The sequence below is a fragment of the Bacillus sp. FSL K6-0138 genome, from assembly GCF_037982765.1.
GTDB lineage: Bacteria > Bacillota > Bacilli > Bacillales > Bacillaceae > Bacillus > Bacillus glycinifermentans.
On the sequence record NZ_CP150286.1, the window covers coordinates 4,272,773 to 4,298,192 of the forward strand.

General features: G+C 47.6%; 25 protein-coding genes. 7 read left to right on the top strand and 18 right to left on the bottom strand.

What is annotated here, in order from left to right; all coding sequences use genetic code 11:
• Window positions 1-17 precede the first annotated feature (17 nt).
• Window positions 18-1,378 (top strand): IS3 family transposase gene (locus MHB78_RS22430; RefSeq protein WP_099047013.1). Its coding sequence is split into 2 segments (ribosomal slippage): window positions 18-489 and window positions 489-1,378, totalling 1,362 coding nucleotides; the frame shifts between segments, so codons are not numbered across the junction.
• Window positions 1,379-1,430: 52 nt separating this feature from the next.
• On the opposite strand, the gene MHB78_RS22435 is transcribed toward MHB78_RS22430, so the two are convergent.
• The 7 genes from MHB78_RS22435 to MHB78_RS22465 all read right to left on the bottom strand — a co-directional run bounded on the left by MHB78_RS22435 (window position 1,431) and on the right by MHB78_RS22465 (window position 8,359).
• Complete coding sequence (locus MHB78_RS22435; RefSeq protein ID WP_046132429.1) at window positions 1,431-2,273, bottom strand: biotin/lipoate A/B protein ligase family protein; 843 nt, start codon at window positions 2,271-2,273, stop codon at window positions 1,431-1,433.
• A gap of 102 nt (window positions 2,274-2,375) precedes the next feature.
• Window positions 2,376-3,581, bottom strand: a complete 1,206-nt coding sequence (gene pobA, locus MHB78_RS22440; RefSeq protein ID WP_046132430.1) for a 4-hydroxybenzoate 3-monooxygenase — start codon at window positions 3,579-3,581, stop codon at window positions 2,376-2,378.
• Between the two features lie 27 nt (window positions 3,582-3,608).
• Entirely contained in the window at window positions 3,609-4,970 is a 1,362-nt protein-coding gene (locus MHB78_RS22445; protein WP_046132431.1) for an MFS transporter, read from the bottom strand.
• 29 nt (window positions 4,971-4,999) lie between these two features.
• Window positions 5,000-5,851 carry an extradiol ring-cleavage dioxygenase gene (locus MHB78_RS22450; RefSeq protein WP_046132432.1) on the bottom strand — a complete coding sequence of 284 codons (852 nt, stop codon included), beginning with the start codon at window positions 5,849-5,851 and terminating at the stop codon, window positions 5,000-5,002.
• 23 nt (window positions 5,852-5,874) lie between these two features.
• A complete protein-coding gene (locus MHB78_RS22455) occupies window positions 5,875-6,066 on the bottom strand; it encodes a 4-oxalocrotonate tautomerase (protein ID WP_046132441.1) in 192 nt (63 codons plus the stop codon).
• A gap of 14 nt (window positions 6,067-6,080) precedes the next feature.
• Window positions 6,081-6,866 carry a fumarylacetoacetate hydrolase family protein gene (locus MHB78_RS22460; protein ID WP_046132433.1) on the bottom strand — a complete coding sequence of 262 codons (786 nt, stop codon included), beginning with the start codon at window positions 6,864-6,866 and terminating at the stop codon, window positions 6,081-6,083.
• Window positions 6,867-6,880: 14 nt separating this feature from the next.
• Window positions 6,881-8,359, bottom strand: a complete 1,479-nt coding sequence (locus tag MHB78_RS22465) for an aldehyde dehydrogenase (RefSeq protein ID WP_046132434.1) — start codon at window positions 8,357-8,359, stop codon at window positions 6,881-6,883.
• A 188-nt stretch (window positions 8,360-8,547) separates the two neighbouring features.
• On the opposite strand from MHB78_RS22465, the gene MHB78_RS22470 reads away from it, so the two are divergent.
• Complete coding sequence (locus MHB78_RS22470) at window positions 8,548-9,327, top strand: IclR family transcriptional regulator (RefSeq protein ID WP_046132435.1); 780 nt, start codon at window positions 8,548-8,550, stop codon at window positions 9,325-9,327.
• Between the two features lie 17 nt (window positions 9,328-9,344).
• Window positions 9,345-10,298 (top strand): amidohydrolase family protein, encoded by a 954-nt coding sequence (locus MHB78_RS22475; protein ID WP_046132436.1) that lies wholly within the window; start codon window positions 9,345-9,347, stop codon window positions 10,296-10,298.
• 45 nt (window positions 10,299-10,343) lie between these two features.
• On the opposite strand, the gene pta is transcribed toward MHB78_RS22475, so the two are convergent.
• Entirely contained in the window at window positions 10,344-11,315 is a 972-nt protein-coding gene (pta, locus tag MHB78_RS22480; protein WP_046132437.1) for a phosphate acetyltransferase, read from the bottom strand.
• 267 nt (window positions 11,316-11,582) lie between these two features.
• Here pta and hemQ point away from each other — a divergent pair, with 267 nt between their 5' ends.
• On the top strand, window positions 11,583-12,347 hold the full coding sequence (gene hemQ, locus MHB78_RS22485) for a hydrogen peroxide-dependent heme synthase (RefSeq protein ID WP_046132438.1): 765 nt from the start codon (window positions 11,583-11,585) through the stop codon (window positions 12,345-12,347).
• A gap of 41 nt (window positions 12,348-12,388) precedes the next feature.
• Here hemQ and bslA read toward each other — a convergent pair whose 3' ends face one another.
• A complete protein-coding gene (gene bslA / locus MHB78_RS22490) occupies window positions 12,389-12,931 on the bottom strand; it encodes a biofilm surface layer hydrophobin BslA (RefSeq protein ID WP_046132439.1) in 543 nt (180 codons plus the stop codon).
• Window positions 12,932-13,248: 317 nt separating this feature from the next.
• Between bslA and MHB78_RS22495 the strand changes: the two genes are divergently transcribed.
• The 3 genes from MHB78_RS22495 to gerQ all read left to right on the top strand — a co-directional run bounded on the left by MHB78_RS22495 (window position 13,249) and on the right by gerQ (window position 17,060).
• Window positions 13,249-14,595: a TrkH family potassium uptake protein gene (locus MHB78_RS22495; RefSeq protein WP_046132440.1), complete on the top strand. Its 1,347-nt coding sequence runs from the start codon at window positions 13,249-13,251 to the stop codon at window positions 14,593-14,595.
• An 89-nt stretch (window positions 14,596-14,684) separates the two neighbouring features.
• A protein-coding gene (locus MHB78_RS22500) for an IS3 family transposase (RefSeq protein ID WP_231947364.1) occupies window positions 14,685-16,240 on the top strand; the annotation gives its coding sequence in 2 pieces (ribosomal slippage) (window positions 14,685-15,342 and window positions 15,342-16,240; 1,557 coding nt in all).
• Between the two features lie 280 nt (window positions 16,241-16,520).
• A complete protein-coding gene (gerQ, locus tag MHB78_RS22505; protein ID WP_046130611.1) occupies window positions 16,521-17,060 on the top strand; it encodes a spore coat protein GerQ in 540 nt (179 codons plus the stop codon).
• 40 nt (window positions 17,061-17,100) lie between these two features.
• Here the strand turns inward: gerQ and MHB78_RS22510 are convergent, their stop codons facing one another.
• The 9 genes from MHB78_RS22510 to MHB78_RS22550 all read right to left on the bottom strand — a co-directional run bounded on the left by MHB78_RS22510 (window position 17,101) and on the right by MHB78_RS22550 (window position 25,417).
• On the bottom strand, window positions 17,101-18,246 hold the full coding sequence (locus MHB78_RS22510; protein WP_046130612.1) for an ABC transporter permease: 1,146 nt from the start codon (window positions 18,244-18,246) through the stop codon (window positions 17,101-17,103).
• Window position 18,247: 1 nt separating this feature from the next.
• Window positions 18,248-19,369, bottom strand: coding sequence for an ABC transporter permease (locus MHB78_RS22515; RefSeq protein WP_046130613.1), 1,122 nt, complete (start codon window positions 19,367-19,369; stop codon window positions 18,248-18,250).
• 16 nt (window positions 19,370-19,385) lie between these two features.
• The gene (locus MHB78_RS22520) at window positions 19,386-20,321 is read right to left on the bottom strand and encodes an ABC transporter ATP-binding protein (RefSeq protein ID WP_046130614.1); all 936 of its coding nucleotides are present in this window, start codon (window positions 20,319-20,321) and stop codon (window positions 19,386-19,388) included.
• A 112-nt stretch (window positions 20,322-20,433) separates the two neighbouring features.
• Window positions 20,434-21,537: a sensor histidine kinase gene (locus tag MHB78_RS22525; protein WP_046130615.1), complete on the bottom strand. Its 1,104-nt coding sequence runs from the start codon at window positions 21,535-21,537 to the stop codon at window positions 20,434-20,436.
• Window positions 21,538-21,546: 9 nt separating this feature from the next.
• Window positions 21,547-22,191: a response regulator transcription factor gene (locus MHB78_RS22530; protein WP_046130616.1), complete on the bottom strand. Its 645-nt coding sequence runs from the start codon at window positions 22,189-22,191 to the stop codon at window positions 21,547-21,549.
• Between the two features lie 166 nt (window positions 22,192-22,357).
• Complete coding sequence (locus tag MHB78_RS22535; RefSeq protein ID WP_046130617.1) at window positions 22,358-22,729, bottom strand: DUF423 domain-containing protein; 372 nt, start codon at window positions 22,727-22,729, stop codon at window positions 22,358-22,360.
• Between the two features lie 65 nt (window positions 22,730-22,794).
• The gene (locus MHB78_RS22540; protein ID WP_046130618.1) at window positions 22,795-24,096 is read right to left on the bottom strand and encodes a purine/pyrimidine permease; all 1,302 of its coding nucleotides are present in this window, start codon (window positions 24,094-24,096) and stop codon (window positions 22,795-22,797) included.
• A gap of 33 nt (window positions 24,097-24,129) precedes the next feature.
• A complete protein-coding gene (locus MHB78_RS22545) occupies window positions 24,130-24,432 on the bottom strand; it encodes a YwdI family protein (protein WP_046130619.1) in 303 nt (100 codons plus the stop codon).
• Between the two features lie 289 nt (window positions 24,433-24,721).
• Complete coding sequence (locus MHB78_RS22550; RefSeq protein ID WP_046130620.1) at window positions 24,722-25,417, bottom strand: uracil-DNA glycosylase; 696 nt, start codon at window positions 25,415-25,417, stop codon at window positions 24,722-24,724.
• Window positions 25,418-25,420: the final 3 nt, after the last annotated feature.

A 25,420-nucleotide genomic window follows, 5' to 3' on the forward strand; every position in this document is an offset into this window, starting at 1 on the left:
CGGAGGTGCAGTTTTTTATGGCTAAATTTACAGCTGAGGAAAAAATACAAGCGGTCAAAAGGTATCTTGCGGGTAGGGAAGGGCATAAAACAATCGCCAGAGAGATCGGTGTTTCGTCAGGTGTGTTTCAGGTATGGATTCGCAAATACCATTACCATGGAGAAAGTGCGTTTCAAAAACTCTATACAACCTATTCTGTAGAAGATAAACTGAAGGTACTTCACTATATGATCGAAAATGGGACGTCGATCCGTGAAACAGCCGCCATCTTCAATATTCAAGCACCTTCTACGGTGGCTCAATGGCAGAAACTGTTCGAAACCGGAGGAATCGATGCCCTAAAACCGATGAAAAAGGGGCGGCCGTCAATGACAAAGAAAAATCAAAAAAGAACGAAGAAACAAACACCGCAAGAAGGATCAGTGGAAGCCATGCAGGCTGAAATTGAACGTCTGCGAATGGAGAATGCCTACTTAAAAAAGTTGAATACCTTAGTTCAAAACAAGGAAAAATTACAAAACAAGAAAAGGCCCAAGTAGTATTTGAACTAAGGACTGAATTTCCGGTAAAAGCCCTGCTTAAACTGGCTGGAATTCCGCGCAGTACGTATTATTACTGGGTCAAAACCTTCGGTCTTCCAGACAAAGATGCCAAATTAAAAACACTGATTCAATCGATTTATCATGAACATAAAGGCCGTTACGGGTACCGCCGGATACGCGACGAGCTTAAAAACCGGGGATATCAAATGAATCATAAAAAAATATATCGCCTCATGAAGGAACTGGGGTTGAAATGTCTCGTACGGATGAAAAAATACCGTTCGTATAAAGGAGAAACCGGCACGGTGGCACCAAACAGGCTAGAGCGGAATTTCAAGGCGGAAAAGCCGAAGATGAAATGGGTAACAGATATCACGGAATTTAAATTATTTGGGGAGAAGCTCTATTTATCGCCAATGCTTGATTTATTTAATGGCGAAATCATTGCTTATACAATTGGATCCAGGCCAACGTATTCATTGGTATCCGAGATGTTGGAAAAATCATTTGAACAGCTGACAGATAAAGAAAATCTGTTGATTCACTCCGATCAGGGCTGGCACTATCAAATGAAACAGTATCGCCACGCCCTAAAGGAACGAAATATTATTCAAAGTATGTCTCGTAAGGGAAACTGTTACGATAACGCGGTCATTGAAAGTTTCTTTGGTATTTTAAAATCAGAGTTTATCCATTTCAACGAATTTCAAAGCATCGAGCATTTTAAACAAGAGCTCGTAACATATATCGATTACTATAATCACAAACGGATCAAGGCAAAATTAAAAGGCATGAGCCCAGTACAATACCGGATTCATGCCAGTCATGTTACTTGAGAAAATAAGCTGTCTAACTTTTGGGGGTCACTTCATCTCAGGGGCGTTTTTTCTAGCCAAATACCTTTTTATTCCGCTCGATCATGCGCAACAGATTTTTTTCATACTCGCTTTCTTCTTCTCCTGAAAGCTGCGCCTGGAAGATGTCCCCGCTGAGCTCCTTCAGCTGCGTCAAAAGAGCAAGCATCAAGTCCTGAACAGAAATGTCCCTCTTGAGCAGCTCAGAGAGCGAAGCCATCGTCTCCGGTCGGATATCAGGGTAAACGGCTTTCGTTTTGCCCCGCTCGTCTTGTAAAGCGATGTCGTAAAAGCGTCTGATGACTTCCGCGCGCTCGCTTCCGCTCCAGTCGGCGCACAAGTAAATCTGCACGGCCACTCCGCCCCTTAAGCGCCTTTGCGAAATTCCGGCGAATTTTTTTCCGCCGATGCTTAAATCATAGCTCCCAGGGCAGTACGATCCGGCGATTTCGTATGCTTCCACCTTGGCATTGTAGGGCGACAGCACTCTTTTGATAAGCTCATACATCGCCTCATAGCCGCGGTCAATATCGATGCCGTTTTTCTTGTCCTGAAAAATGAGCGATACGTTCAAAACCCCGCTGTCCAACACGACTGCAAGTCCGCCGGAATTGCGGACGATGGCCTTGTAGCCCGCATCCTCAAGAAAAGCGATGCCCTCTTTTAAATAAGGGAGCCTCGTATCCTGAATGCCGAGGACGATCGTGTCATGATGCACCCAGGAGCGCGCTGTCGCCGGGGACAGGCCTTTTCCGACTGCAGCGCACAGCGTGTCGTCGATCGCGAACGATTGTTTTGCGTCAAAATACGGGCCGAGACTGGATTGATCGATAATTCTCCATTTCGGCTGGATCAGTAAGTCAATCTGCTTTGCCATTTATCATGTAAACCCTTCCGTTATGCATTTTTAGCTAAAATCCATTATACCATTTGCCGAACGGCAATGTGCAGATTCAACCTGATTTTATTGATTCTTAGATTATATGACGCTTAACGGCTGTTCCTCAAACTCCAGCGGCAGCCCGACATAGTTTTCCGACAAGCTTTGCGCGGCCGCTTTTGACGTCGTGACATGATCGAGTTCGGCCAGTTGGATTTGGTAATCAAACGGCGTGTTATCGCGGTGCCGGTGAAGAAGCGATGTCATATACCATGAGAACCGCTCGGCTTTCCAGACGCGGCGGAGGCATACCTCGGAGTACCGCTCAAGCCGGCCGGTGTCGCCTGAAGCATAATAGTCAAAAAGCGCCCCTGCAAGAACCTGAACGTCTGCCATAGCCAAATTCAGCCCTTTCGCTCCTGTCGGCGGGACAATGTGCGCTGAATCTCCGGCCAAAAACAGCCGGCCGTATTGCATCGGATCGCAAATAAAGCTTCTCATCGGCACGATGTTTTTTTGGATGACCGGCCCTTCGATCAGCGTCCATTCATCATCGGTCGAGAGCCGTAGCCGAAGCTTCTCCCATATCCGCTCATCCGGCCAGTCGTCAATTGAATCCTCCGGGTTTACTTGAAGATAGAGGCGCTGGATCTCCGGCGTCCTTGTGCTGTGCAGGGCAAATCCGTCTTCATGATGTGCATAGACAAGCTCAGGAGCTGACGGCGGCGCCTCTGCCAAAATGCCGAGCCAGCTGTATGGATAAATTTTTTGGTATTCTTTGCGGATCTCCGCGGGAATAGACTGCCTGCTCGGGCCGTGAAAGCCGTCACATCCTGCAATGTAGTCGCAGGTGATTTCTTCCCTTTCTCCCGATTCATTCAAATAGGAGATGTTGGGCTTTGTCGTATCAAGACCGGACAGGCATACGTCAGTAACGCTGAAAAACATTTTCCCGCCGGCGTTTATGCGCGCGGCGATCAAATCCTTGATCACTTCATGCTGCGGATAGATCGTCACGTACTTTCCACCCGTCAGATGGTGCATGTCAATCCTGCGGCGTTTGCCGTTGTAGCGAATTTCGATTCCTTCATGGAATATCCCCTTTTTCATCATCCGCTCCCCGACGCCTGTTTCATTGAGCAGATCGACTGTCATCTGTTCGAGAACACCGGCCCTGATCGTCCGCTCAATCTCCATGCGGGAACGGGATTCGATGATCACTGATTCAATCCCTTTGCGCTGGAGCAGATGAGCCAGCATCAATCCCGCCGGTCCAGCTCCGATAATTCCTATTTGTGTCCGCAACGTGTTTTCCTCCCGTTTTTTAAATTTTCACTTCGCTTCCAATTTGACGCCGCCCCCCGGCTTAGCCGCAACATCAAAGTTTGCGTGATTCTCCTGAATCAGCATGATGCCGATCGCCCCGACGAGGCTCGGGATGGCAAACATCATAAACGCCTGCTTCGGATCAATGCCTGCCGAAAGGATGAGCGCAACCAGGGAGGGCGCAATGATCGCGCCGATTCTGCCGATTCCTAAGGCCCAGCCGATCCCGGTGGCTCTGATTTCCTTCGGATAATATTCGGAAATATAAGGGTTCGCAATGTTCTGCGTCCCTACCGTACATGCTCCGCCTAAACCGATCAGCACATACAAAAGCACGGGGTTGACCGTTAACCCGAAAGCCGCAAAACAGAAGGCTCCAAGCACGTACATAGCGGCAAGCACTTTTTTATGACCGGCCTTGTCGGCCAAATAGCCGCCGATGAGGGCGCCTGCTGCCTGTCCAACGCAGAGGACAAGATTGAAAGACAGGCTTGACGAAAGGCCGTAGCCTGACTCCTGCATCATTTTCGGAAGCCATGTATTCAGTCCGTAGACCATGAGCAGGCAGCAGAAAACGGAAAGCCAAAAGGCGAATGTGCTCGATGCCCGCTTTTGTTCGAACAGTTTTTTGACCGGAAAGCCTTTTGTTTTTTCCGCGATGCTGGAAAATTGGTAATCATCGTTTGCGCTGTATTGTCCGCAAGGATCGACTTTGTTGAGAATCTCCGCTATTTTTGGCGTTTGTTTTTTCAAAATATAAAATGACAGGGATTCGGGAAACCGTTTGAAAAAGAAAGGCAGCACAAACAGCGGAATGACGCCGATCAGATACAGAACCCTCCAGCCGGCAGCCGGTACGGCAAACATGCCGACCAGGGACGCAAATACCCCGCCCGCAGAATAGCCGCAGTACATCGCAGCGACGATGACAGCCCTGTGCTTTTTCGGCGAATACTCGGTCATAAGGGAAATGGCGTTCGGCATCAGGCCGCCCATTCCGAGAGCCGCGATAAAGCGCATGATCGTAAACAGCGCCGGAGAATCGATCAGTCCGGCCGCCGCAGTAAACAGACTGAACAAAAACATGCAGAGGCCGAGTACCATTTTCCGGCCGAATTTATCGGCGATCGGTGAAAAAAGGAGCGCGCCCAGCATCATCCCGACTAATGTGTAGCTCCCGACCGCCCCGGCCTGAACGGGCGTAAGGCCCCATTCCTCCATCAGCCACGGCAGGCTGACGCCGTACATCGCAATGTCATATCCGTCAAAGGCGATCGCAAAAAAACACCAGAGAAAAACGGTCAGATGGATTTTGCTAAATTTGCCGGCGGCCATCACTTCTGCGGGATGAACAAAACGTTTTCTCATTTTCCCTCCACCTCATGGTCACAAAATGTTTAGCGTACGGCGCCTTGTTTCACGATCCTCCCGGAGCGCGCCGCTTTATTTGCCGGTTCAAACGTCATGACGACGTTGGAGCTCCCTGACGATTGGCCATACCCGTAAAATGCGCTCCTGCAGCCATCCTCAAGCACGCCCAGCAGCATGGCAATATGGCGTCCTCCCGCTTCGAGCCCGGCGTTTTTGGCGTACTGGGGCAGCATTGACCTTGCGGATTGCAGATCATTGTCCGTTAAATAAGCTAGAAATTGCGAGTCAAGGGCCTGTTCCGCTAACGTCGGCATGCATTCCGGCCCCCTTACCAAATGATGGCTGAGCGCGCCGCTGCTGATGAAGACGGTTTTTTTCCCGCTTTCCTTCAACACTTTGCCGGCAAGCTGCCCCCAACGATACGTTTCATCAAGGTTTGCTGCAAGCGTTACCGATAAATCAATGACCGGAATATCCCCTTTCGGAATGAGATAGCGGAGGGGGACGACCGTTCCGTAATCCCAGCAATAGGCGGGATCATTGACGGGAATGACGGGAAGCCCGCCTTTGACGCCGGCTTCTGCAAGTTCTCCCGCAAGCCCGGGATCTCTCGGATAATCGTAAGGCACATCGGAAATTAAATTCGGACATTCGAGCGCAGTCAAAATCCCTTGATGTTCAGGCGCCGCATCGACGAGGTGGTCAAAGCTCGACGTCCAGTGGCACGAAATGATGACAACGGCATCCGGCTGTATGTTTTCAATGATTGCGGAAAGCTGTTTCATTCCTTTGACAAGCTCTTTTTGAAAATCAGGCGTTTTTTCTTCAAAACACATTCGCGGTGTATGCGGAACAAGTGCCGCGAGTTCGATCGGCATGTCGATTCCTCCCATAACCAGTTTTACGGTTTTGCTTTTGACGCCGGCGTTCCGCCTATTCCCCAGTGGCTCTTCGGAATTTCCGTCACGAGTACGCGAACGTTTTCCTTTGGGGCACCCAGGGTGGCGCTGATTGTATCTGTTACATTTTGAATGACTTCCTCCACCTTTTCCGCAGGCCGGCCTTCTAACAGCTGAATGTGAACGATCGGCAAAAATATCTCCCCCATTATGAACTGACTGTAAAAGAAACGTCTCCAAGCCCTTCTACATGCGCCGAGACGCTGTCCCCGCGCTTCAGCATGACAGCCCCCGTTACCCCGCCGGTCAAAATGACGCTGCCTGCTTTAAGCTTTTGCTGCTTCCAGGCAAGCATATTGGCAAGCATTGCTGCCGAATTGGCGGGATGCCCCAGAACCGCATCACCCGTCCCCCGCTCTTTCACTTCGCCATTAATCACTAAAGAAACCGAGGCTTTATCGAGTTTGAGACGATCCGGCTTTTTAACCTTTTCACCGAACACGACCCTTGACGATGACGCATTATCGGCAATAACGTCAGGCAGCGTAAAAGAAAAATTCTCATAGCGGCTGTCGATCACTTCAAGCACGGGGATGAAATATTCGGTCACCGCCAGAATCTGCTCTCCGGCAATCCCCGGCCCTTCGATATCCTCGCCGAGTACAAAGGCAATCTCCGCTTCAACCTTCGGGTGGATCAGCTCATCAAACTCGAGTGTACCGCCGTTCGGCACGACCATATCGTCAAAGATATACCCGTAAATCGGTTCTTCAACGTTCATTTGCTGCATTTTCGCCCGGCTCGTCAGCCCCATTTTCGGGCCGATGATCCCGTTCCCCCGCTTTAATTTCAGCTCAACGAGCTCTTCTTGAATATGATAGGCGTCTTCAACCGTCAGCTCTGGATAGTCCCTTGTGATTCTGACGATTTCCCGTTTTTCCGCTTCCGCCGTGTACAGCGTCCGCGCCGTTTCTTTTAATGCCTGTGCATTCATTCCGCTCTCCTCCTTTACAGCTTGATGCAAATGTTTGACAATTCGCTGAAAAATTCGAAGCTGTGAATTCCGCCTTCGCGACCGAGTCCGCTTTGCTTCATTCCTCCAAACGGCGTCCGCAAATCCCTGAGAAACCAGGTGTTGACCCAGACCATCCCGGCTTCGATCTGTCCGGCGACGCGGTGCGCGCGGCGGAGATCGTTCGTCCAAACGGTTGCACTGAGCCCATAGTGGGTGTCATTCGCCTGAGCGATAACTTCGTCTTCATCGTCAAATGGAATCACCGTCACGACCGGGCCGAAAATTTCTTCTTTGACAACCCTGGAGCTCCTGGAAATTCCAGTAATGATCGTCGGTTCGAGATAGCAGCCTGATTCCAGGCCTTCCGGGCGCCCTCCCCCGGTTACAATGTCACCGCCTTCTTTTTTCGCCAGCGTTATGTAATTCATCACCCGTTCGGTATGTTCAGCCGAAATCAAAGCCCCGATATTTGTTTCCGGGTCAAACGGATCGCCCACACGAAGTTCCTTTGTCTTTGAAATGAAGGCGTCGAGAAATTCGTCATACGCTTCCCGTTCGACATAAATGCGGGAACCGCACATGCAGACTTCCCCCTGATTGACGAAACTCGATTTCAATGTCGTTTCAACCGCTTCATCGATATCGGCGTCAGCGAAAATGATGTTCGGGTTTTTTCCGCCAAGTTCAAACGAGAGTTTTTTTAACGTTTTTGAGGCGGCTTCCATAATGATTTTTCCGGTCGTCGTTTCCCCGGTAAAGGAAATCGCATCGACGTCAGGATGCTCGGAAAGCGCGGAGCCGGCTGATTCCGGGCCGAATCCGTGGACGATATTGACCACTCCGTCAGGCAGGCCCGCTTCCTGACAGATTTCCCCCAAAAGCGTGGCTGTCAGCGGCGTCAGCTCGGCCGGCTTGATGACGGCGGTATTTCCTGCCGCCAAGCATGGAGCCAGCTTCCAGGTCAATAAGAGAAGCGGCAGGTTCCATGGGTTGATTAATCCGACAACGCCAACCGGACGGCGGACCGCATAATTGATCGCGATGTCATCGGTTTGATAGGCCTCTGTTCCGACTCCTCTCATAAAGTCTGCGAAAAAATGAAAGTTAAAGGCGGCGCGGGGAATATCCATCGTGCTGGATAATGAGAGGGGTTTTCCCGTATCAAGCGTCTCAAGCTTTGCCAGTTCATCTTTCCGTTCAAGAATGATGTCGCCGATCTTTCTGATGATTCGAATCCTTTCCTCGCCGGTCATGTTTTTCCAGCGCCCGTTCAATGCGCGCCTTGCCGCGGCGACGGCCAGATCGATCTCCTTTTTTCCGCCCTCGGAAACCTTGCCGATGACTTCCTGTGTGGCCGGATTCATATTGTCGAACGTTTTGCCGCTTTCTGACGAAAAGTATCTCCCGTTTATAAAATGCCTGCAGTCAAATGGTTGTACGCGGTTTACCAATGTTGCCGTCTGCACATTCATGGAAAATCAATCCTCCTTTTCCACTTAAATTAAATGATTTTATTTGTGAAGAAAACAGCGTTGTTCCTCTATGTGGAACAATGCTGTTATTTTTTCCGAAAATTTGATATTTTTCGTTTTTTATCCTCACTTTATGTTATATTATGGAACAAAAGGCAACAAAAACAATGAAAGAGTTGAGGAAATCAATGTCCGCAGAGGCAAAACCGAACTACACGCTTGGGTCTGTAAAGAATGCTCTTCGGCTGCTTCAATCGTTTACACTGGATACGCCTGAAAAAAAAGTCACCGAGCTCGCCGCATCTCTCGGCCTGGGGAAAAGCACGGTCTCCCGGCTGTTGAGTACGCTTGAAAGCGAAGGGTTTGTCATGAAGGATCCGGAATCCAAAAGATACAAGTTGGGGTTATCTGTCTTGCAGTTGAATACAATTGTCACCTCGACTCTTGAAATTAACCGGGAATCCGAGCCTGTTCTCGAAAAGCTGACAGAAGAAACGGGCGAGACGTCTCACATCGCGGTATGCGGCGATTTCAACGTAGTATATATCAATCGCACGGAATGTCCCCGTCCGGTTGAGCTTCTATCACATATCGGCCGGCAAAATCCGATGCATTGTACAAGCTCAGGCAAAGTGCTTCTTGCATACGGCGGCGACGGATTATTGGAACGATATGTGAGAAGCGGCCTGACACGCTATACGCAGAAAACGGTGACAGATGAGAACAAACTTAGAAACGTGCTAAAAACAATCAGAGAAAACGGATTTGACGTCAGTCACGGTGAATTTATCGAAGGAATCACTTCCGTCTCCGCACCCATCAGAAACTATCTCGGAGATGTCAAATACGCTGTCAGCGTCGTCGGCCCCACAAAACGAATGAAAGCCTCGCAGGAAAAAATCATTTTTAAAGTAAAACAGGCCGCCCGCGGCATCTCTGAGAAGCTTGGGTACTGGAGACGGCCGTAAACGGGAGGGGTTTAGCTTTGTTTGATGTCCATACGCATTTTATTCCGGAGGATGTCCTGCTTTGGCTGAGAGACAATAAAAGGACCGTTCAGGCGGCATGGGAAAAAAAGTCGCCGGATAAAGCGGAATTTCTGACCGTCAATCACAAGTGGGGCTTTGAATTAAAGAAACAGTTTTATGAGGAGGACTTATACTTAGAAGAGCAGGAAAAAGCGGGCATTTTGCATTCATTGGTCTCACCGGTTCCCCAGCTTTTTCTTTACGATCTCAGAGATGAGATTACAGACGACATTTCAGCGGTTTACAACACGGCCCTGGCCAAATGGACAAAAACGCACAGCCAAAGGCTCTCAGGGCTCGGCACAATCCCGCTCAACAGTCCCGAAAAAGCGTGCGTCAGGTTGAATGAAGCAGTGAGTCTCGGCCTTAAAGGGGCAATCATCGGACCGGGCGCATCGGAAAAGCTGCTCTCCGATGACGCATTTATACCTTTTTGGGAAGAAGCCGACAGGCTGAGAGCGATCATTTTCATCCATCCGCTCCTTTCCGAAGATCCGCGGCTCCGCCGCAAAATGCTGCCCAATTTGATCGGCGTACCGTGGGAAACGACCGTCTGTGCGGCAGACTTATTATTGAGCGGCATTACCGACCGCTTTCCGGATGTCAAAATTGTGCTGGCCCACGGGGGCGGATTTCTCCCTTATCAAATCGGCAGACTGAAGAAAGGCTGCGATATGTGGCCGCAAGCGGCGGCATCGCTTACGGCCCCGCCCGTCGAATACTTGCGAAGGTTTTGGTTTGATACCGTGTTATGGAACGAAAAGGGCATACATTTTCTGGAAGAGCTTGTTGGGGATGAGAGGCTGGTGCAAGGCTCAGATTATCCTTTCGATCTTTGCGAATGGCCGCCGCCTGACATAAGCGGCAAGGGGGCCGAAGCTCTGCTCATGTTGAAAATCAAAACGCAATAAAAAAACGGTGAACGCACATCGTTCACCGTTTTGAAGCACATTACATTACAGCGCTTGAGCAGCCGTAATCAGCGCCAGATTGTAAACATCCTCTGCATTACAGCCTCTGGACAGATCGTTTACAGGCATGTTCAGGCCTTGCAGAATCGGTCCGACCGCTTCAAAATTGCCGAGGCGCTGAGCGATTTTATAGCCGATGTTCCCCGCTTCAAGGCTTGGGAATACAAATACGTTTGCATCGCCTTTAATAACGGAGCCCGGCGCTTTTTTCTCCGCGACAGACGGAACAAATGCAGTATCGAATTGGAACTCGCCGTCAAGCGTAAGCTCAGGCGCTTTTTCTTTGGCAATCGCCACCGCATTTGCCACTTTTTCGGTTTCATCCGATTTTGCAGATCCTTTTGTTGAGAAGCTGAGCATCGCTACCCGCGGCTCGATGTCGAACATTTTAGCCGTGTTGGCGCTTTCGATGGCAATTTCGGCTAGATCTTCGCTGTCAGGCGCAATGTTGATCGCGCAGTCTGCAAACACATACTGTTCATCGCCGCGGGCCATAATGAAGACGCCGGATGTTTTCTTCACGCCTTCTTTTGTCTTAATGATTTGCAGGGCAGGACGCACCGTATCGGCAGTCGAATGGGCCGCACCGCTGACAAGACCGTCTGCCAGCCCTTTGTATACAAGCATCGTGCCGAAATAGTTTTCGTCCAAAAGGATTTGGCGGGCCTGTTCTTCCGTCGCTTTTCCTTTGCGGCGCTCTACGAAAGCTTGTACAAGGTCTTCCATTCCTTCGTATGTATGAGGATCATATATGTCAACTCCGTCAAGCGTCACATTCAATCCCTTTGCTTTTGCAGCAATTTCCTGTTCGTTTCCTACGAGAATCGGCTTTAGCACGTTTTTTTCGGCAAGGCTTGCGACCGCCGTCAAAATACGCTCGTCCATACCTTCCGGAAATACGATTTTAACTCCTTTTCCTGCTACTTTTTCTTGTACTGTTGAAAATAAATCTGCCACTGTATACCCTCCTTGAATAAATACAAAAAACTCCTCTATTTAGGATACTCTTTTGCAGTATAAATTCAATCATTCAGCCTTAATTATAACGCTTTCATTTAAAAAACTCTTTTTTTTAATTAAATTAATCGGCAATTATATTTATTATACAACGGTCTGCCCCGCTTATGCAGCGGACTTCATTTTCCGGCCAAGACTTCTAAGAAGATGAAGAAACGGAAACTATGGTATGATGAAGACAATTACATACGAATGAGGAGTGAAAATATGAGCGAACAGCAGAAAACAAATGAAGCCGCACAAACGCTTGACGGCTGGTATGCCCTTCATGATTTCCGGACGATGGACTGGGCCGCCTGGAAGACGCTCTCAAGCGACGAACGCCAGATCATCATCAGCGAATTTACCGGACTCCTTGAAAAATGGGGCGCTGTCGAAAAAGCAGGAAACGGAAGCCATACATTGTACAGCATCGTCGGCCAGAAAGCCGATTTCATGCTGATGATTTTGCGTCCGACGATGGAGGAACTGAATCAAATCGAACTGGAATTCAATAAGTCGAAGCTTGCGGAGTACACGATTCCCGCCTATTCCTATGTATCCGTCGTCGAGCTTAGCAACTATATGGGAAGCGGAGACGGAGACCCTTACGAAAATCCGCAAATTCGTGCGCGCCTGTACCCAGAGCTCCCTAAAGCCAAATATGTCTGCTTCTATCCGATGGATAAAAGAAGATCAGGTGATGACAACTGGTACATGCTTTCAATGGAAGAGCGGAGAAATCTGATGCGCAGCCACGGCATGATCGGACGGGGATACGCCGGCAAAGTCAAACAGATTATTACGGGTTCAGTCGGATTTGACGATTATGAATGGGGTGTAACGCTCTTTTCGGATGATGTGCTGCAGTTTAAAAAGCTCGTCTATGAAATGCGCTTTGACGAAGTGAGCGCGCGTTACGGGGAATTCGGTTCATTCTTCGTCGGCAACCGCCTGTCAAATGAACAGCTGCCTGCATTTTTGCATGTTTAATGAGGAAAGCTCCAAAGACAATCGTCTTTGGAGCTTGATTTTTACTTGCAATTGCACGGCTGTGTCGGCGGAGTCGCTCTTTTTTGCACTTCGATTGAGTCTTCGGCATAGAAAGTCGAGCCGAGGCCCAACACCCTGTTCTCCGCTCTGAACGTATACGTTCCGGCCGCAGGAAGCGTTTTATTCGCCAAAACGAGCCTGAACTCGGCGATGCCCAATAAATCAATCGTCAGCGGGAGTCTCACCGTTTTTCCGTTGTTCAAAATCTGTCCGGTCGTAAGCGCCCTTCCATTTACCGTATCTTTCGTTGTCGCTGCAAACCCCGAAGGCAACGTAAATTCAACCGTCCCCAGCGCCAAAATCGAGTTCGGCCTGTATGTCAGCTCAATATCGGAGAAAGACCATTCCTGCTTGCTGTTCCCCGATATCTCCGCAAATAGCGAAGCCTTTGCAGCCGGACGGTTTATTGATTCCGTTTTTAAAGCCTTTGCATCGGCATGAAAAGAAGGCAGAAAAACCGAAGCCATGATGACAAGGCCGGCCATCAACATCGACAATTTAGAACGAAACACTCTTTTTAACATTGCAAAATCCCCCTGTTATCATTTCAATTTTACACATGGCCCAAAAAGTACAAGACTACATCCTAACGAAACGCGAGTCCCACCTCCAAGTTTATCCTTTTCTATTAAAAGCTATCATTTTCTTGCAACCCAGTAAATGTATTATGTGGAATATTTTAAAAATAATAGAATGTGACCAGGCGATGCTTCTCTTGATTTTTTTGATCCATTCATTAAAAGAGGCCTAACGAACCATTTGAGGGAGCCGTTTTTATGTTGACAAACCTGATATTGGGAAGTACATTATTGACATTATTCAGAGAAAGGATCAAAACAAAATGCCTAAGATGATGTCTTCAAATCTCGTAAAAGGAAAGATCATCAATATCAGCCCGCCGCAAACGCTGGCGCTCAGCTTCATCATCATCATTGCAATCGGCGCTTGCCTGCTCAAGCTTCCGATTGCATCGACAGCTTACATTTCCTGGGCTGATGCTTTATTTACGGCGACATCGGCAACGACTGTAACCGGCCTGTCCGTCGTAAACATCGGTACAGAATATACGGTTTTCGGACAAACCGTGATTATGCTGCTGATCCAAGTCGGGGGCTTGGGATTAATGACCTTTGCCGTTCTCGTCGTCATGATGATCGGCAAAAAAATCGGCCTGCAGCAGCGGATTCTCGTTCAGGAGGCATTTAACCAGACGTCTTTGGGCGGACTCGTCCGGCTTGTTAAACATTTGTTTATTTTCACCATTGTTTTTGAATGTGTCGCATTTCTCATTCTTTCGATCAGATGGGTTCCTGAGTACGGCTTTCAAAAAGGCCTGTTCCACAGTTTGTTCAACACGGTTTCGGCTTTTAATAACGCGGGGTTTTCCTTGTGGCCGGATAACTTGATGAAGTATGTCGGGGATCCGGTCGTCAACCTTGTCATCACCGGACTTTTCATCACCGGAGGCATTGGCTTTACCGTTCTTTTGGACTTATGGACAAAGCGGAATTTCCGAAAATTGTCGCTTCATTCAAAATTAATGATCGTCGGAACATTGATCATTAACGCGGCCGCCGCACTGGCGATTTTTTTGCTTGAGTATTCAAATCCAGGAACCTTGGGGAAACTCCCATTGACGGAAAAATTATGGGGCGCTTACTTTCAAGGCGTTACCCCGAGAACAGCCGGATTTAATACGGTAGACATCGCTCAAATGACACCTCCTTCCCTCCTCCTTATCACCATTCTGATGTTCATCGGGGCGGGAAGCGGATCAACAGGAAGCGGAATTAAGCTGACAACCTTTATCATCACGATATTGGCGACGCTCACTTTTTTAAGGGGAAAAAGCGAAACGGTCGTTTTTAACAGGGCGATCAAAATGAAAACGATTTTAAGAGCATTGGCGATCATCGTCATCAGTTTTCTATTTGTGCTGATGGCGATGTTTCTATTGACCATAACAGAACACGCCCCGTTTTTGGATATCGTCTTTGAAGTGGTCTCCGCTTTTGGAACGGTCGGCTTATCAATGGGACTGACACCTGAATTAACACTCCCCGGAAAAGCGGTCATTATGATGATGATGTTCATCGGCCGCGTCGGACCGCTAACCATTGCATTTACATTGGCAAAACCGAAGAAAACGCCGATTCGTCATCCTGAAGAAGAAGTTATTACAGGATAAATGACGGGAAAGGCCGCTCGATATGATATGCTCCCCTAAAGGTAGACAGATGAAATAAAAAAATCTGTTTGCCTTGGGGGAGTTTTTTCATGGCTGGAAAATGGTTTTCAAAAGAAGAAAAATTGAATATTCTATCAGAATGTGATCAGGGCAATAATTCGGTGAAGGAGATCGCAGAAAAATATGGCATTCATGCCGAAACGATTCGTGAATGGAGAACATCGCATGATATGGCGGGTGTGGAGAGTTTGGAACGTTCAAAGCGCCATAAGTTCTATCCCGCAGAATTAAAATACAATGCCGTGAAAGACTTCTTATCCGGACGCTACTCTCAAAGAGAAATCTCGAGAAAATATAAGATTTCCAGTAAATCCGTACTCATGAAGTGGGTTGAGCTTTATAATGGTCATAAAACGTTAAAAGACAGCGGGAGAGGAAGGAATCGTTTGATGACCAAACGGAAGAACGTTTCATTGGAAGAACGGATTGAGATTGCGAAGGATTGTCTAGCTCATGGAAAGGACTACGCCAGATCAATGGAGATTCATCAAGTCTCCTACCAACAGGTGTATCAATGGGTGAAAAAGTATCAAGAAGGCGGAGAAGAGGCCTTAAAAGACAACCGAGGGAAACGCAAAACCGAAGAAGAACTGACACCTGAAGAAAAAATTCAACGGGAAAACAAACGGCTGGAACAGGAAAATGAGCGTTTGCGCGCAGAGAATGCGTTCTTAAAAAAGTTGGAAGAGATCAAAAGGAGGCGGTTCTAAGTCAGGTTCGGTACGAAGATCGATATCTCGCCATTTTAGAGCTGAATCGAAAAGAAGGCTTTTCTGTCCAAATGTTATGTGAGATTGCCGAAGTTTCGCGCCAGGGGTATTACAAATGGAGGAGCCGAGTACCTTCAGCGAGAGAAAAACAGAATGAAAAGATTATCGCCAAAATGGCGCTACTTCACGAACAAATTGGCGGTATCTACGGATACCGCAGAATGACCTTAAACATGAACCGCCGCTTTAAAGAGCGCCTCAATCATAAGCGCATCTATCGGCTGATGAAAATTGCCAAGCTGGAGTGTGTCATTCGGCGGAAGAAAAAACGTTACGGCAAAGCGACGCCTCAACATGTGTCCGAAAATATCCTGAATCGAGAGTTTAAAGCGGACAAACCAAATCAAAAATGGGTGACTGATGTGACAGAGCTAAAATACGGCCATCGGAAAGCGTACCTCAGTGCCATTTTAGATCTTCATGAGGGAATGGTCGTGTCTTATGTGCTGGGGAAATCCAATAATAACGCCCTTGTGTTTAAAACCTTGAACCAAGCGCTTGAGGCAGCCCCAAACGCACGTCCTCTCCTTCACAGCGACAGAGGTTTTCAATACACGTCCCACCAGTTTAGAAGGATGATTGAAAACGCAAATATGACACAGAGTATGTCCCGCGTCGGCCGCTGTATTGATAACGGCCCCATTGAGTCGTTTTGGGGGAAATTAAAATGCGAGAAATACAGACGGAATTCGTACGAGACATTTGAGGCACTTCAAAGCGCAATTGATGAATATATCCACTTTTACAACCACGATCGTCTACAAGAAAAACTAAACGGCCTCAGCCCAGTGGAATACAGGGCTAAAGCCGTCTAGTGTGTTTTAGTTATTTCCACTGTCTACTTGACAGGGTGCAGATCAATATCAGAGCGGTCTTTTCGTTTTCTTTCGCAAGAACCGGCAAGCCGTTTTTGTTGGTCATATTCCAGACTTCTTCCTCATACTGTTAAAGGGATGAGAAACATTGAACTTTCACCTGACATCAACCCCAACCGTGCTAAAGCGGACTTTCTTGACGCCGATCCCGATCAGTGCCAAACATGTAAGCCGGGTAAAGGTCTGATTTTGATTCAATGACATCATAAGGAGGAACAACATGAAACCTAAGAAAAATCTATTTCAGCCGCTCCAAGAGATTGAAATGCCGGACTTTCGGCAAATGGGTGCCAACCCTTATCCGCAATTGGGGCAAATGGGACAGATGGGCCAAATGTATCAGCAGCAGGGGCAGCCGCAATTCCCGCAAATGGGCGGCCAGCAAACCTTTCAGCAGCCCGTCCAATTGACCCAGCCGCAGCCGGCGGGCGTTCAGGTCCCAACCATGCCTTCGGCGCAGCAAACCGGTCCGAGCATTCCTGGCATGCTGCCATTAGAGCAGTCGTATGTCGAAAATATTCTGCGGCTCAACCGGGGGAAAATCGCGACCGTATACATGACGTTTGAAAACAATCCGCAATGGAATGCAAAAGTGTTCCGCGGAGAAATTGAAGCAGCCGGGCGCGATCATATCATTTTAAGCGACAGAAAAACGGGCACCCGCTACTTGCTTCTGATGGTTTACCTTGATTACATTACGTTCGATGAACCGATCGTTTACGACTATCCGTACTCAATGGCTTCATACACGCCTAGATAAAAGGTTCGGTTCTCTTTGAACCCGAACCCTTTTTTTATCATCAGACGAAATTACGCGCATCATTATTACGGCTGAACTTATAAATGACGAGTAAGAAAAATGCAGCCGCAAAGCCGAACAATATCAGGATATTCAAATATAAGCTCTGAAATTGCTGTCCATCCTGCAGCTTTGTCAATGTGTCCAGCACCCACCGCTGCGGAAGGAACTCCGCGATTCTTTGAGCGAAAAGCGGCATGATCTCAACAGGCCAGAAACATCCGGAAAGCATGATCGTCGGCATGAAAATGAGATTCTGCAAGGCGCCAGCACCCTTGGAGCTGTTTGAGAAAACGACCGTGATCAATGCAAGACCGATGGCGCTCAGCGCAAATATCGAGAGCACAACCGCCATCTGCCAGAACGAAATGCCGGGATCGATATGAAAAACGTTTTTCATCATGAACAATGTAAAAAGAGTTTGAAATATCATGACAAACAAGCTTACGGTTATATTTGAGAATACGTACTGCCTTGCCGTAATCGGCGTAGTCAACAGCCTGAAATAAGTCCTGTTTTCCTTTTCTTTCACAAGAATTTCAGACAAATTCCCTGCTGAAAAGAGCATTGCCATCAGGAGAAATCCAACCGTTTGATACGTCATTTTGTTATTTTTCGATGTATCATCGAGCGTTTGCGTTTTTAGCGTCACGCCTGAGCTCTGATAGTTTTTGTAGATTTTCTCAAAGGTTTGCGAATCTCCTTGCGCCGATTTGCCCATCGCTGCGATATTGTCAATGTAATGATACAAATACGATTTCACAAACCCCGTCACTTCAGCGCCTTTAACAGATGAAATCCCGACATGTCCCGGCTTTCCGTCAAGCACGCTGTCGGTAAACCCTTTATCAAAAGTAATCGCACAATCAAGCGTTCCAGAGGCGATTTTCTCTGCTGCTTCCGACCTGCTCACCGCGCTTACCTTTACATTGTCAAGCCCCTTTAAAAAAGCCGCCGTGTCAGCGGTAATCTGACTTTTTTCATGATCGACAATCCCGACGTTCAGATCGGTTTTGTCTGTGCTTCCCTGCGTCATAAGGGCAACGAAGATTCCCAGCAGCGGAAGACACAGAAACAGGAAGATATTTTTCTTGTTTTTAAATGTCACGTTCAGCGTATTTTTCACGAGCCAAAGCATTTCTTTCATCTTACAGCCCCTCCCTTCTGCGCAGTCCGGCAACGGCGATCAGAAGCATGAACACGGATAAACCGATATTCAGAGCGGCCGCCGGAACCGCTGCAGCCAAATCGTTTGCATAAATGATTTTCATCATGGCCTCACTCGACCATTTGATCGGGGAAAGATTCGTGATCATGCGTAAAATACCTTCTGTATCGCCTATCGGGAAATAAGCGCCGCCAAAAAAAGCAACCAGCGGAATCAGCACATTGATCATCGTCTTTGCCGCTTCTCCCGTTTTCGTCAAATAGCTGACGCCGACCCCAAGGCTCACCGCAAACAGCACGACGGTGAACAGCACAAGCAGGACAAGGCCGATATGCTCTCCCCAATTGGCTTTAAACAAAAATTTGCTGACAGCGACAACGAGAAAAATACAGAGCGCATTTGTCACAATCCCGCCAATCAGCTTTCCGGCGAAAATCTCCCAGTTTTGAACGGGAGCGGCCACCAGCCTGTCGGCTGTGTTGCGGAGCCTTTCCCCGCGAATTAAGTAGCTGGCGCTTAAAGCCCCGTAAAGAGCGATCAGCGTTGTCATCGTAACAGCGTAATAATCGATAGCACTGGGCCGTTTTGCGGAATCTAGCGACGTGTCTTTAATATAATCATCATGAATGCCTTTTGCGAGCACTGAGCCAGCCTGATTCGGGTTGACCTTGTAAATCTCTGCTACGGCTTTGTACCTATCCGTAAACGCGGACAGCATGCCTTGAATAATGCTTCCTTTAATACTGTTTTGGTCGCTTTTATACAGCTTGATTCCGCTGCCCTCGATTTCGATGTATCCATCGTAGCGTCCTTTTTTGACTTCTTTCCGTCCATCCATATCGCTTAGCGCTTTTTTAAAATGTACACCCGATTTTTTTGCTTCCTTTGCAAAAACTTTAAAGCCTTGGGACAATTCCCCGTCTGATTGGTCTTTATACAAAACGTGAATATCTTCAATCGATACTTGATGATTGAATTCGTTTGACAGCGCGGTTCCCAAAATCACAATCAGCACGATCGGAAACGCCAGCATAAATATCAGTGTTTTTTTATCCCGAAAAGACGACAGAATTTCTTTTCTTGCGATGTTTACGATATTCAAGCCTCTGACCCCCTTTCTAGTCGCGTAAATTTCTTCCTGTCAGCGTCAGAAACACGGTTTCCAAGTTTGGCGCTTTTTCTTCCAATGAACGAATCTCGACACCGTTTGCCAACAGATATTCAATGATTTGGTTTAAATTGCTGACACCTGTATCAGAGTTGATTTTCATCGTATTTTCCTCAAGAGAAACCGTCTCGACTCCCCTGATCTCTTTTAGTTTGCCGAGGTCAACATTCTCGGCTGATTTAACGGTAATCCAAATATCTTTCGTGTCGGTAATGATCGCCTTCAGCTGCTCTTTCGTGCCTTCCGCGATAATCTTTCCATGGTCAACGATGGCTATCCGCGTACAAATCTCCTCGACCTCTTCCATATAATGGCTTGTGTAAATAATGGTCGATCCCATGTCATTCAGCTTTTTCACAGATTGCAGAATGTAATTTCGCGAATGCGGATCGATGCCGACTGTCGGCTCATCCATGATGATCAGCTTTGGCCTGTGGGCGATGGCGCATGCGATATTCAGCCGTCTTTTCATCCCGCCCGAAAAGTTTTTCGGGAAGCTTTTGTGTTTATCGCCAAGCCCGACAAATTGCAATGCCTCCTCAACGCGTTCTTGTAACAGGGATCCCCTCAGCCCGTAGAGCCCGGCAAAAAATTTCACATTTTCATAGGCCGTCAAATCTTCGTAAATCGCCAAATCCTGGGGAACGATGCCAATATTCATTTTGGCGTGCTTCCTGAATGCAGCGATGTTTTTGCCGAGAATGAGGACCTCTCCCTCATTGCTTCGGAAAAGGCCTGAGATCATATTGATCGTCGTGCTTTTCCCCGCGCCGTTTGCGCCGAGCAAACCGAATATTTCCCCCTCTTCTATGGATAGCGACATATTATCAACAGCGACAAAATCCCCGAATTTTTTCGTAAGGTTATTGATTTCTAATACATTCATCTTTTCACCTCATTTTTACTTTACGAAAATGATTATAAAAAAAAAGATGAATCCGCGGCAGTGCAGCAATTCATCTTTTTCACATGAGAAATTTCATATTCTTTTCATGAAATCATTCATGCTTCGGCAACAGCGTCGTCACAGAAAAACCGTTTGATCCGTCGACGATTACCTTTCCGTTGACAGACGCGGCCCGCTCCTCCATCCCGATGATTCCCATGCCTTTTTTAACCTTCTCTTGTCCCTTTCCGTTGTCTTTTACTTCGGTTTTGATAAGCGTATTCAGCACATGGATTTCGATCGATACCCGGGTTGCATCCGCATATTTCATCGTGTTGGTCAGCGCTTCCGTAATATTTTCAAATATGATTTTCCATTGAATATGAGTAATGACGTCCAAATCGCCTTTATGCAGAAAAGAAATATCGATATGATGCCGCGCCGAGCATTCATCAATGAACAATTTCAGCTTATGGATGCCCATCTGTTCAGGAGGCGGCTTGATGTTCTTTAATGTCAGCCTGATTTTTTCGATTCCGTCTTTCGAAATATTAATCGCGTTTTGCAGCAGCTCAGACGCTTTCTGTTTGTCTGTATCAAACAGGCGCTTGGCCGCTTCAAGCTGAATGAGCGCCCCTGTCATCGAATGGCCGATTTTATCGTGAATTTCCTGTGACAGGCGGTTTCGTTCCTCTAATTTAAACGTATATTCAGACTGTCTGAGAAACTCTTTATTGTCATGCAAAGCCTTTGTTAAGGTCTGCATATCCTTCCTCGTCTGATCAATATGATCTTCAAGCATCCGAATCCGGGCCGAATCTTGTTTTAATATAGTGAATATAAGAAATTGAAGCAAAGCCGTCAGTCCGTAAATCGCCAGCAGCGATTCGCCGATAAAAGCGGCGGGTATAAGAGATAACGTCAATATCATCCACTTAGGCTGCACGCCAAACAGCAATTCATATACGCTAAGCGGCATCAGCAAAATGAATAGAGGATGGACATGCTGATAGGAAACAACCGAAATAATAATTGATAAGACGGCGATCCCCTTTTTGAGCGCACTCCTTTTTAAAATGCCGATTATGATATTGACACAAAAGTAAAGAATTAAACAAAAAACGATCCATGGGAGATTCCCGACAGGCGATTGTATGCAGCTTAATACGATATATCCAAGCATAAGAAGCTTGACAATGATCATCCAAAATTCCATTTCGGTTCCTCAGTCCAGATTCGATTTTCCGGTTAAATAATAGATCGCAATCTGTGTGCGGTGTTCGAGCCCCGTCTTCCCCAATATCGAAGAAATATAATTCGCTATCGTCCCTTCCGAGATAAAAAGCTCTTTCGCAATCGCTTTATTGGAAAGCCCTCTGGCGATTAAAGCCATAATGCCAAGCTCTCTTTCAGTGAACAGGCTTTTGTCAATTTTTTGTTCCGGCTCTTTACGTTCGGTTAAATTCGACTTGATTTTATCGAGGACAACGTCCTGCATCACGATACTTCCGTGATACACGCTTTTGATCGCATCCCTGATCCGTTCCGGCTCGGTGTTTTTCAGCAAATATCCTTTTGCACCGTTTTGGATGGCTGCCACAATATATTCATCATCATCAAACGTTGTTAAAATCAGCGGCTTTGTCTCCGTTTGTCTCGAAATGAACTCCGCCGCTTCGACCCCATTCATATTTGGCATGCGGACATCCAGGAGTGCAATATCCACATCATGTTTCCTGCAATATTCTACTGCCTGCCGACCATCCTCCACCGTGTCCAGCACGTCTATTTCATCGTATGTACTCAGGATAATCTTCATGCCTTCTCTGATAAATGAATTATCATCCGCAATCATCACTTTAATTTTCATCGTTTTTCGCGCGTGAGACCTAAGACCCCGCAGCGTGCACACCCCTTCTATACAACATGCTTCAGCAGGGCCTCCGCATCTGTTGGATAACATTAAATTTATCATGAATCAGTTTGCGTTAAAATAATAAAAGCCAATCTCTTAAAAAGATTGGCTTTTATAGAAACTATAAGTATTTGACCGCCGACACGGCGACCATGATCCATGCCGCGATGAATGCCACGCCTCCAAGCGGAGTAATGGCGCCGAGGACGCTGATTTGCGTCAGGCTGAGGATGTATAAGCTTCCTGAAAATAAGACAATTCCCGCAAACATCAGCCAGCCTGCCGCAGTAATGCTTCCTGCGCCCGAAAGCTTCCCGGCGATGAGCGCGATGGCCAGCAATCCGAGTGCGTGGTACATATGATATTGTACGCCCGTCTGCCAGATTTGCAGATATTTCTCAGAAATTTTCCCTTCAAGCCCGTGAGCTCCAAAGGCCCCAAGGGCAACCGCAAGCATTGCATTTATCGAACCTAGAATCAAGAATAATTTCATTGTCAATCGACCGCCTTTCTCTACTCATCATAGCGTACAGGCATAAGATTTCAACTTTCAAAACGCTATGACACGATTTTGTCAAATTTCTTTTTTCTCAACTGCATCTGCTCTGCCGCGATTGCCACAACCGTCCCGAGGACAAGTCCGTTGCTTAAAATAGAGACAAGCACAGGATGCATCCCTTCGAGCGCGCTCTCGGGAACAAACATGACGCCGACGCCGGCTAAAAGCGCAACTCCGGCGACAAAGCGGACGCGGCCGAGTTCGCCTTTTCCATACGAATCAAATTCGGCAAATGCCAATCCGACCATGGTCGAAAACACGACGAAGTTAACCGCAAAGCCGACCGGAGACGGAAGGCTTGCAAATACATTCATGATAAACGGAAAAAAGCTGATGCAAGCCACGATCATACTCCCCAGCAAAAACGGCTTTTTCGAGGAGATTCTCGTCGTTTGAATAAAGCCTGCCGCTCCGGAAATCGGCACTGTTCCGACTGCGCCGAGCAGGCCGCTCAGACCATGGCCGAAAGCTGCGATGAAACCAGCTGGACGGGCGCGCTTTTTTTCTTCAAGTTTTTCAAACTGCCTGACCGCCCCTTCCACCACACGGATGCTCGCCAGCATATTGACGATCAAAAGCACGGTGATAAATAAAGACGTTACGACCAAACCGCTGTCAAACACCGGCATTCCGAACGGAAAGATTTCAGGCCAATGAAAGAGCTCTTTCGCGTGCTGCACAGGCTTTGCGACGCCGACAACGGCAAATAACACCCAGCCGCCGAAAAGCGCAATTAAAATCGAATACTGTTTGAGAAAGGCCACATTCGACCTGCTCATGAGAAACGTCGCCAGCATGATGACGACGGCAATCAAAAAGACTGGACCGTCAAATTCGTTTTTGCGGTAGCCGATCCCCATGATTCCTTTCACAATCGGGTCGCTCAGCTGCATGACCAATAACAGCAAATAGATTCCGGTCACGACGGGAGTAAACAGTACAGCCAGCTTTTCTATAATCTTAAACAAGCTGAATATGAAAAAGAACACCGCACTAAGAAGCATTGCGCCCTGAAGCGCTTGAAGCGTCTCGGCATATGCGGCAAACACGGTCCCCGTAAGGCCCGCATAGATCGTGTAGACCCCCCACCAAAGGCCGGCCGGACTCTCATTAATCGGTAAACGGTGCCCCGTTAAGCATTGGATAAAGGCCGTCGTTCCCAACACGAAAAACGTGCTTTGAATCAATTCTGCTGTCTCCGCCTGATTCAGCTCAAACGACTGCCCGATCGCTATAGGCACAACGATGGATGAGGCGATCATGAACGCCGTCCATTGCAAAGCCCCAAAAAGCAGTTTCATTTTATCAACCTCTCTTTTTAAAAACAGAACGGCCTAGAAATCAAAAATTGAATCCCCGTTGCCGTCTTCCTCCTTATTTTGTTTCTCCTGTTTTTGATATTGTTCGGCACCGGCGCTTCCCATCATTTTTTCCAGCATCAGCTGGTCGCTCGCAGATTTCGCCGGCTGAATGTAAGGTGAAGGCTGAGCGGCCGGCCGCTCTTGCTCGACGATAACATCGCAGAGGGAACGGATAACGGCTACGTGCATTTTCAGCTCATTCTCCCGATGGCAATTTTTTGCCTTTTTCAATTCTTCCTCCATCTTTTGAAGCAGACTTGATATATGTATGTTCATAAAATTTGTCCTCCAAACCGTATTCAATGTCCACTTCATTTTAACAAATTACCTTCGCATATGCAGAACGCACTTTTCTATTTTGCAACAATAAAAATCCGTTTTCCACCCGCGGCTCTTCATTTTTTGCGGTCTTTCATCATCTTCTAAACATCTGCAAAGCCGGTTTTCACCGCGGAATCAGAAGTTGACAGTTAAAATGCCGTTCACACATAATGAAGGAAACCCGGCGGAAACGTTTTCAAACAAGCAGACAACTTCATATAAAGAAGGAAAGAACCGCCTGCATTCAGCGGTTCTCCAGTTTTTCCAGGCTCGGAATGGCCCAGTCGATCGGCTCTTCATTGATTTTTTTCAAGAATTCATTGGCCCTTGAGAACGGCCGGCTTCCGAAAAAGCCGTATCTTGCCGAGAACGGGCTTGGGTGCGGCGACTCGATGATAAAGTGTTTCGTGGTGTCGATTCTCTCCTTTTTCGCTTGAGCGTGCCGGCCCCAAAGAATAAAGACGACCGGTTTTTCTCTTTTATTCAAAGCGTCGATCACGCTGTCAGTCAGCCTCTCCCATCCTTTTCCTTTATGGGAATTCGCCTGCCCCCGCCTTACGGTCAACACCGTGTTTAACAGCAGGACGCCCTGTTTGGCCCAGCTCACGAGCGAGCCGTGGTTCGGGATGTCGGTGCCGACGTCGTTTTGCAATTCTATGAATATATTTTTCAGCGAAGGCGGCGGATTCACTCCCGGCTTAACGGAAAAGCTCAGGCCGTGCGCCTGTCCCGGTCCATGGTACGGGTCCTGGCCGAGTATCACGACCTTGACCTTTTCATAGGATGTGTAATGCAAAGCATTATAAATGTCGTGCGGTTCAGGGTAGACCGTGTGCTCCGAATATTCTCTTTTCAGCATTTCCCTGAGCTCTTGATAATATGGCTTTTCAAATTCTTGATGCAGCTGTTCCCACCAGCTGTCATTCAAAATCTGCTTCAACGG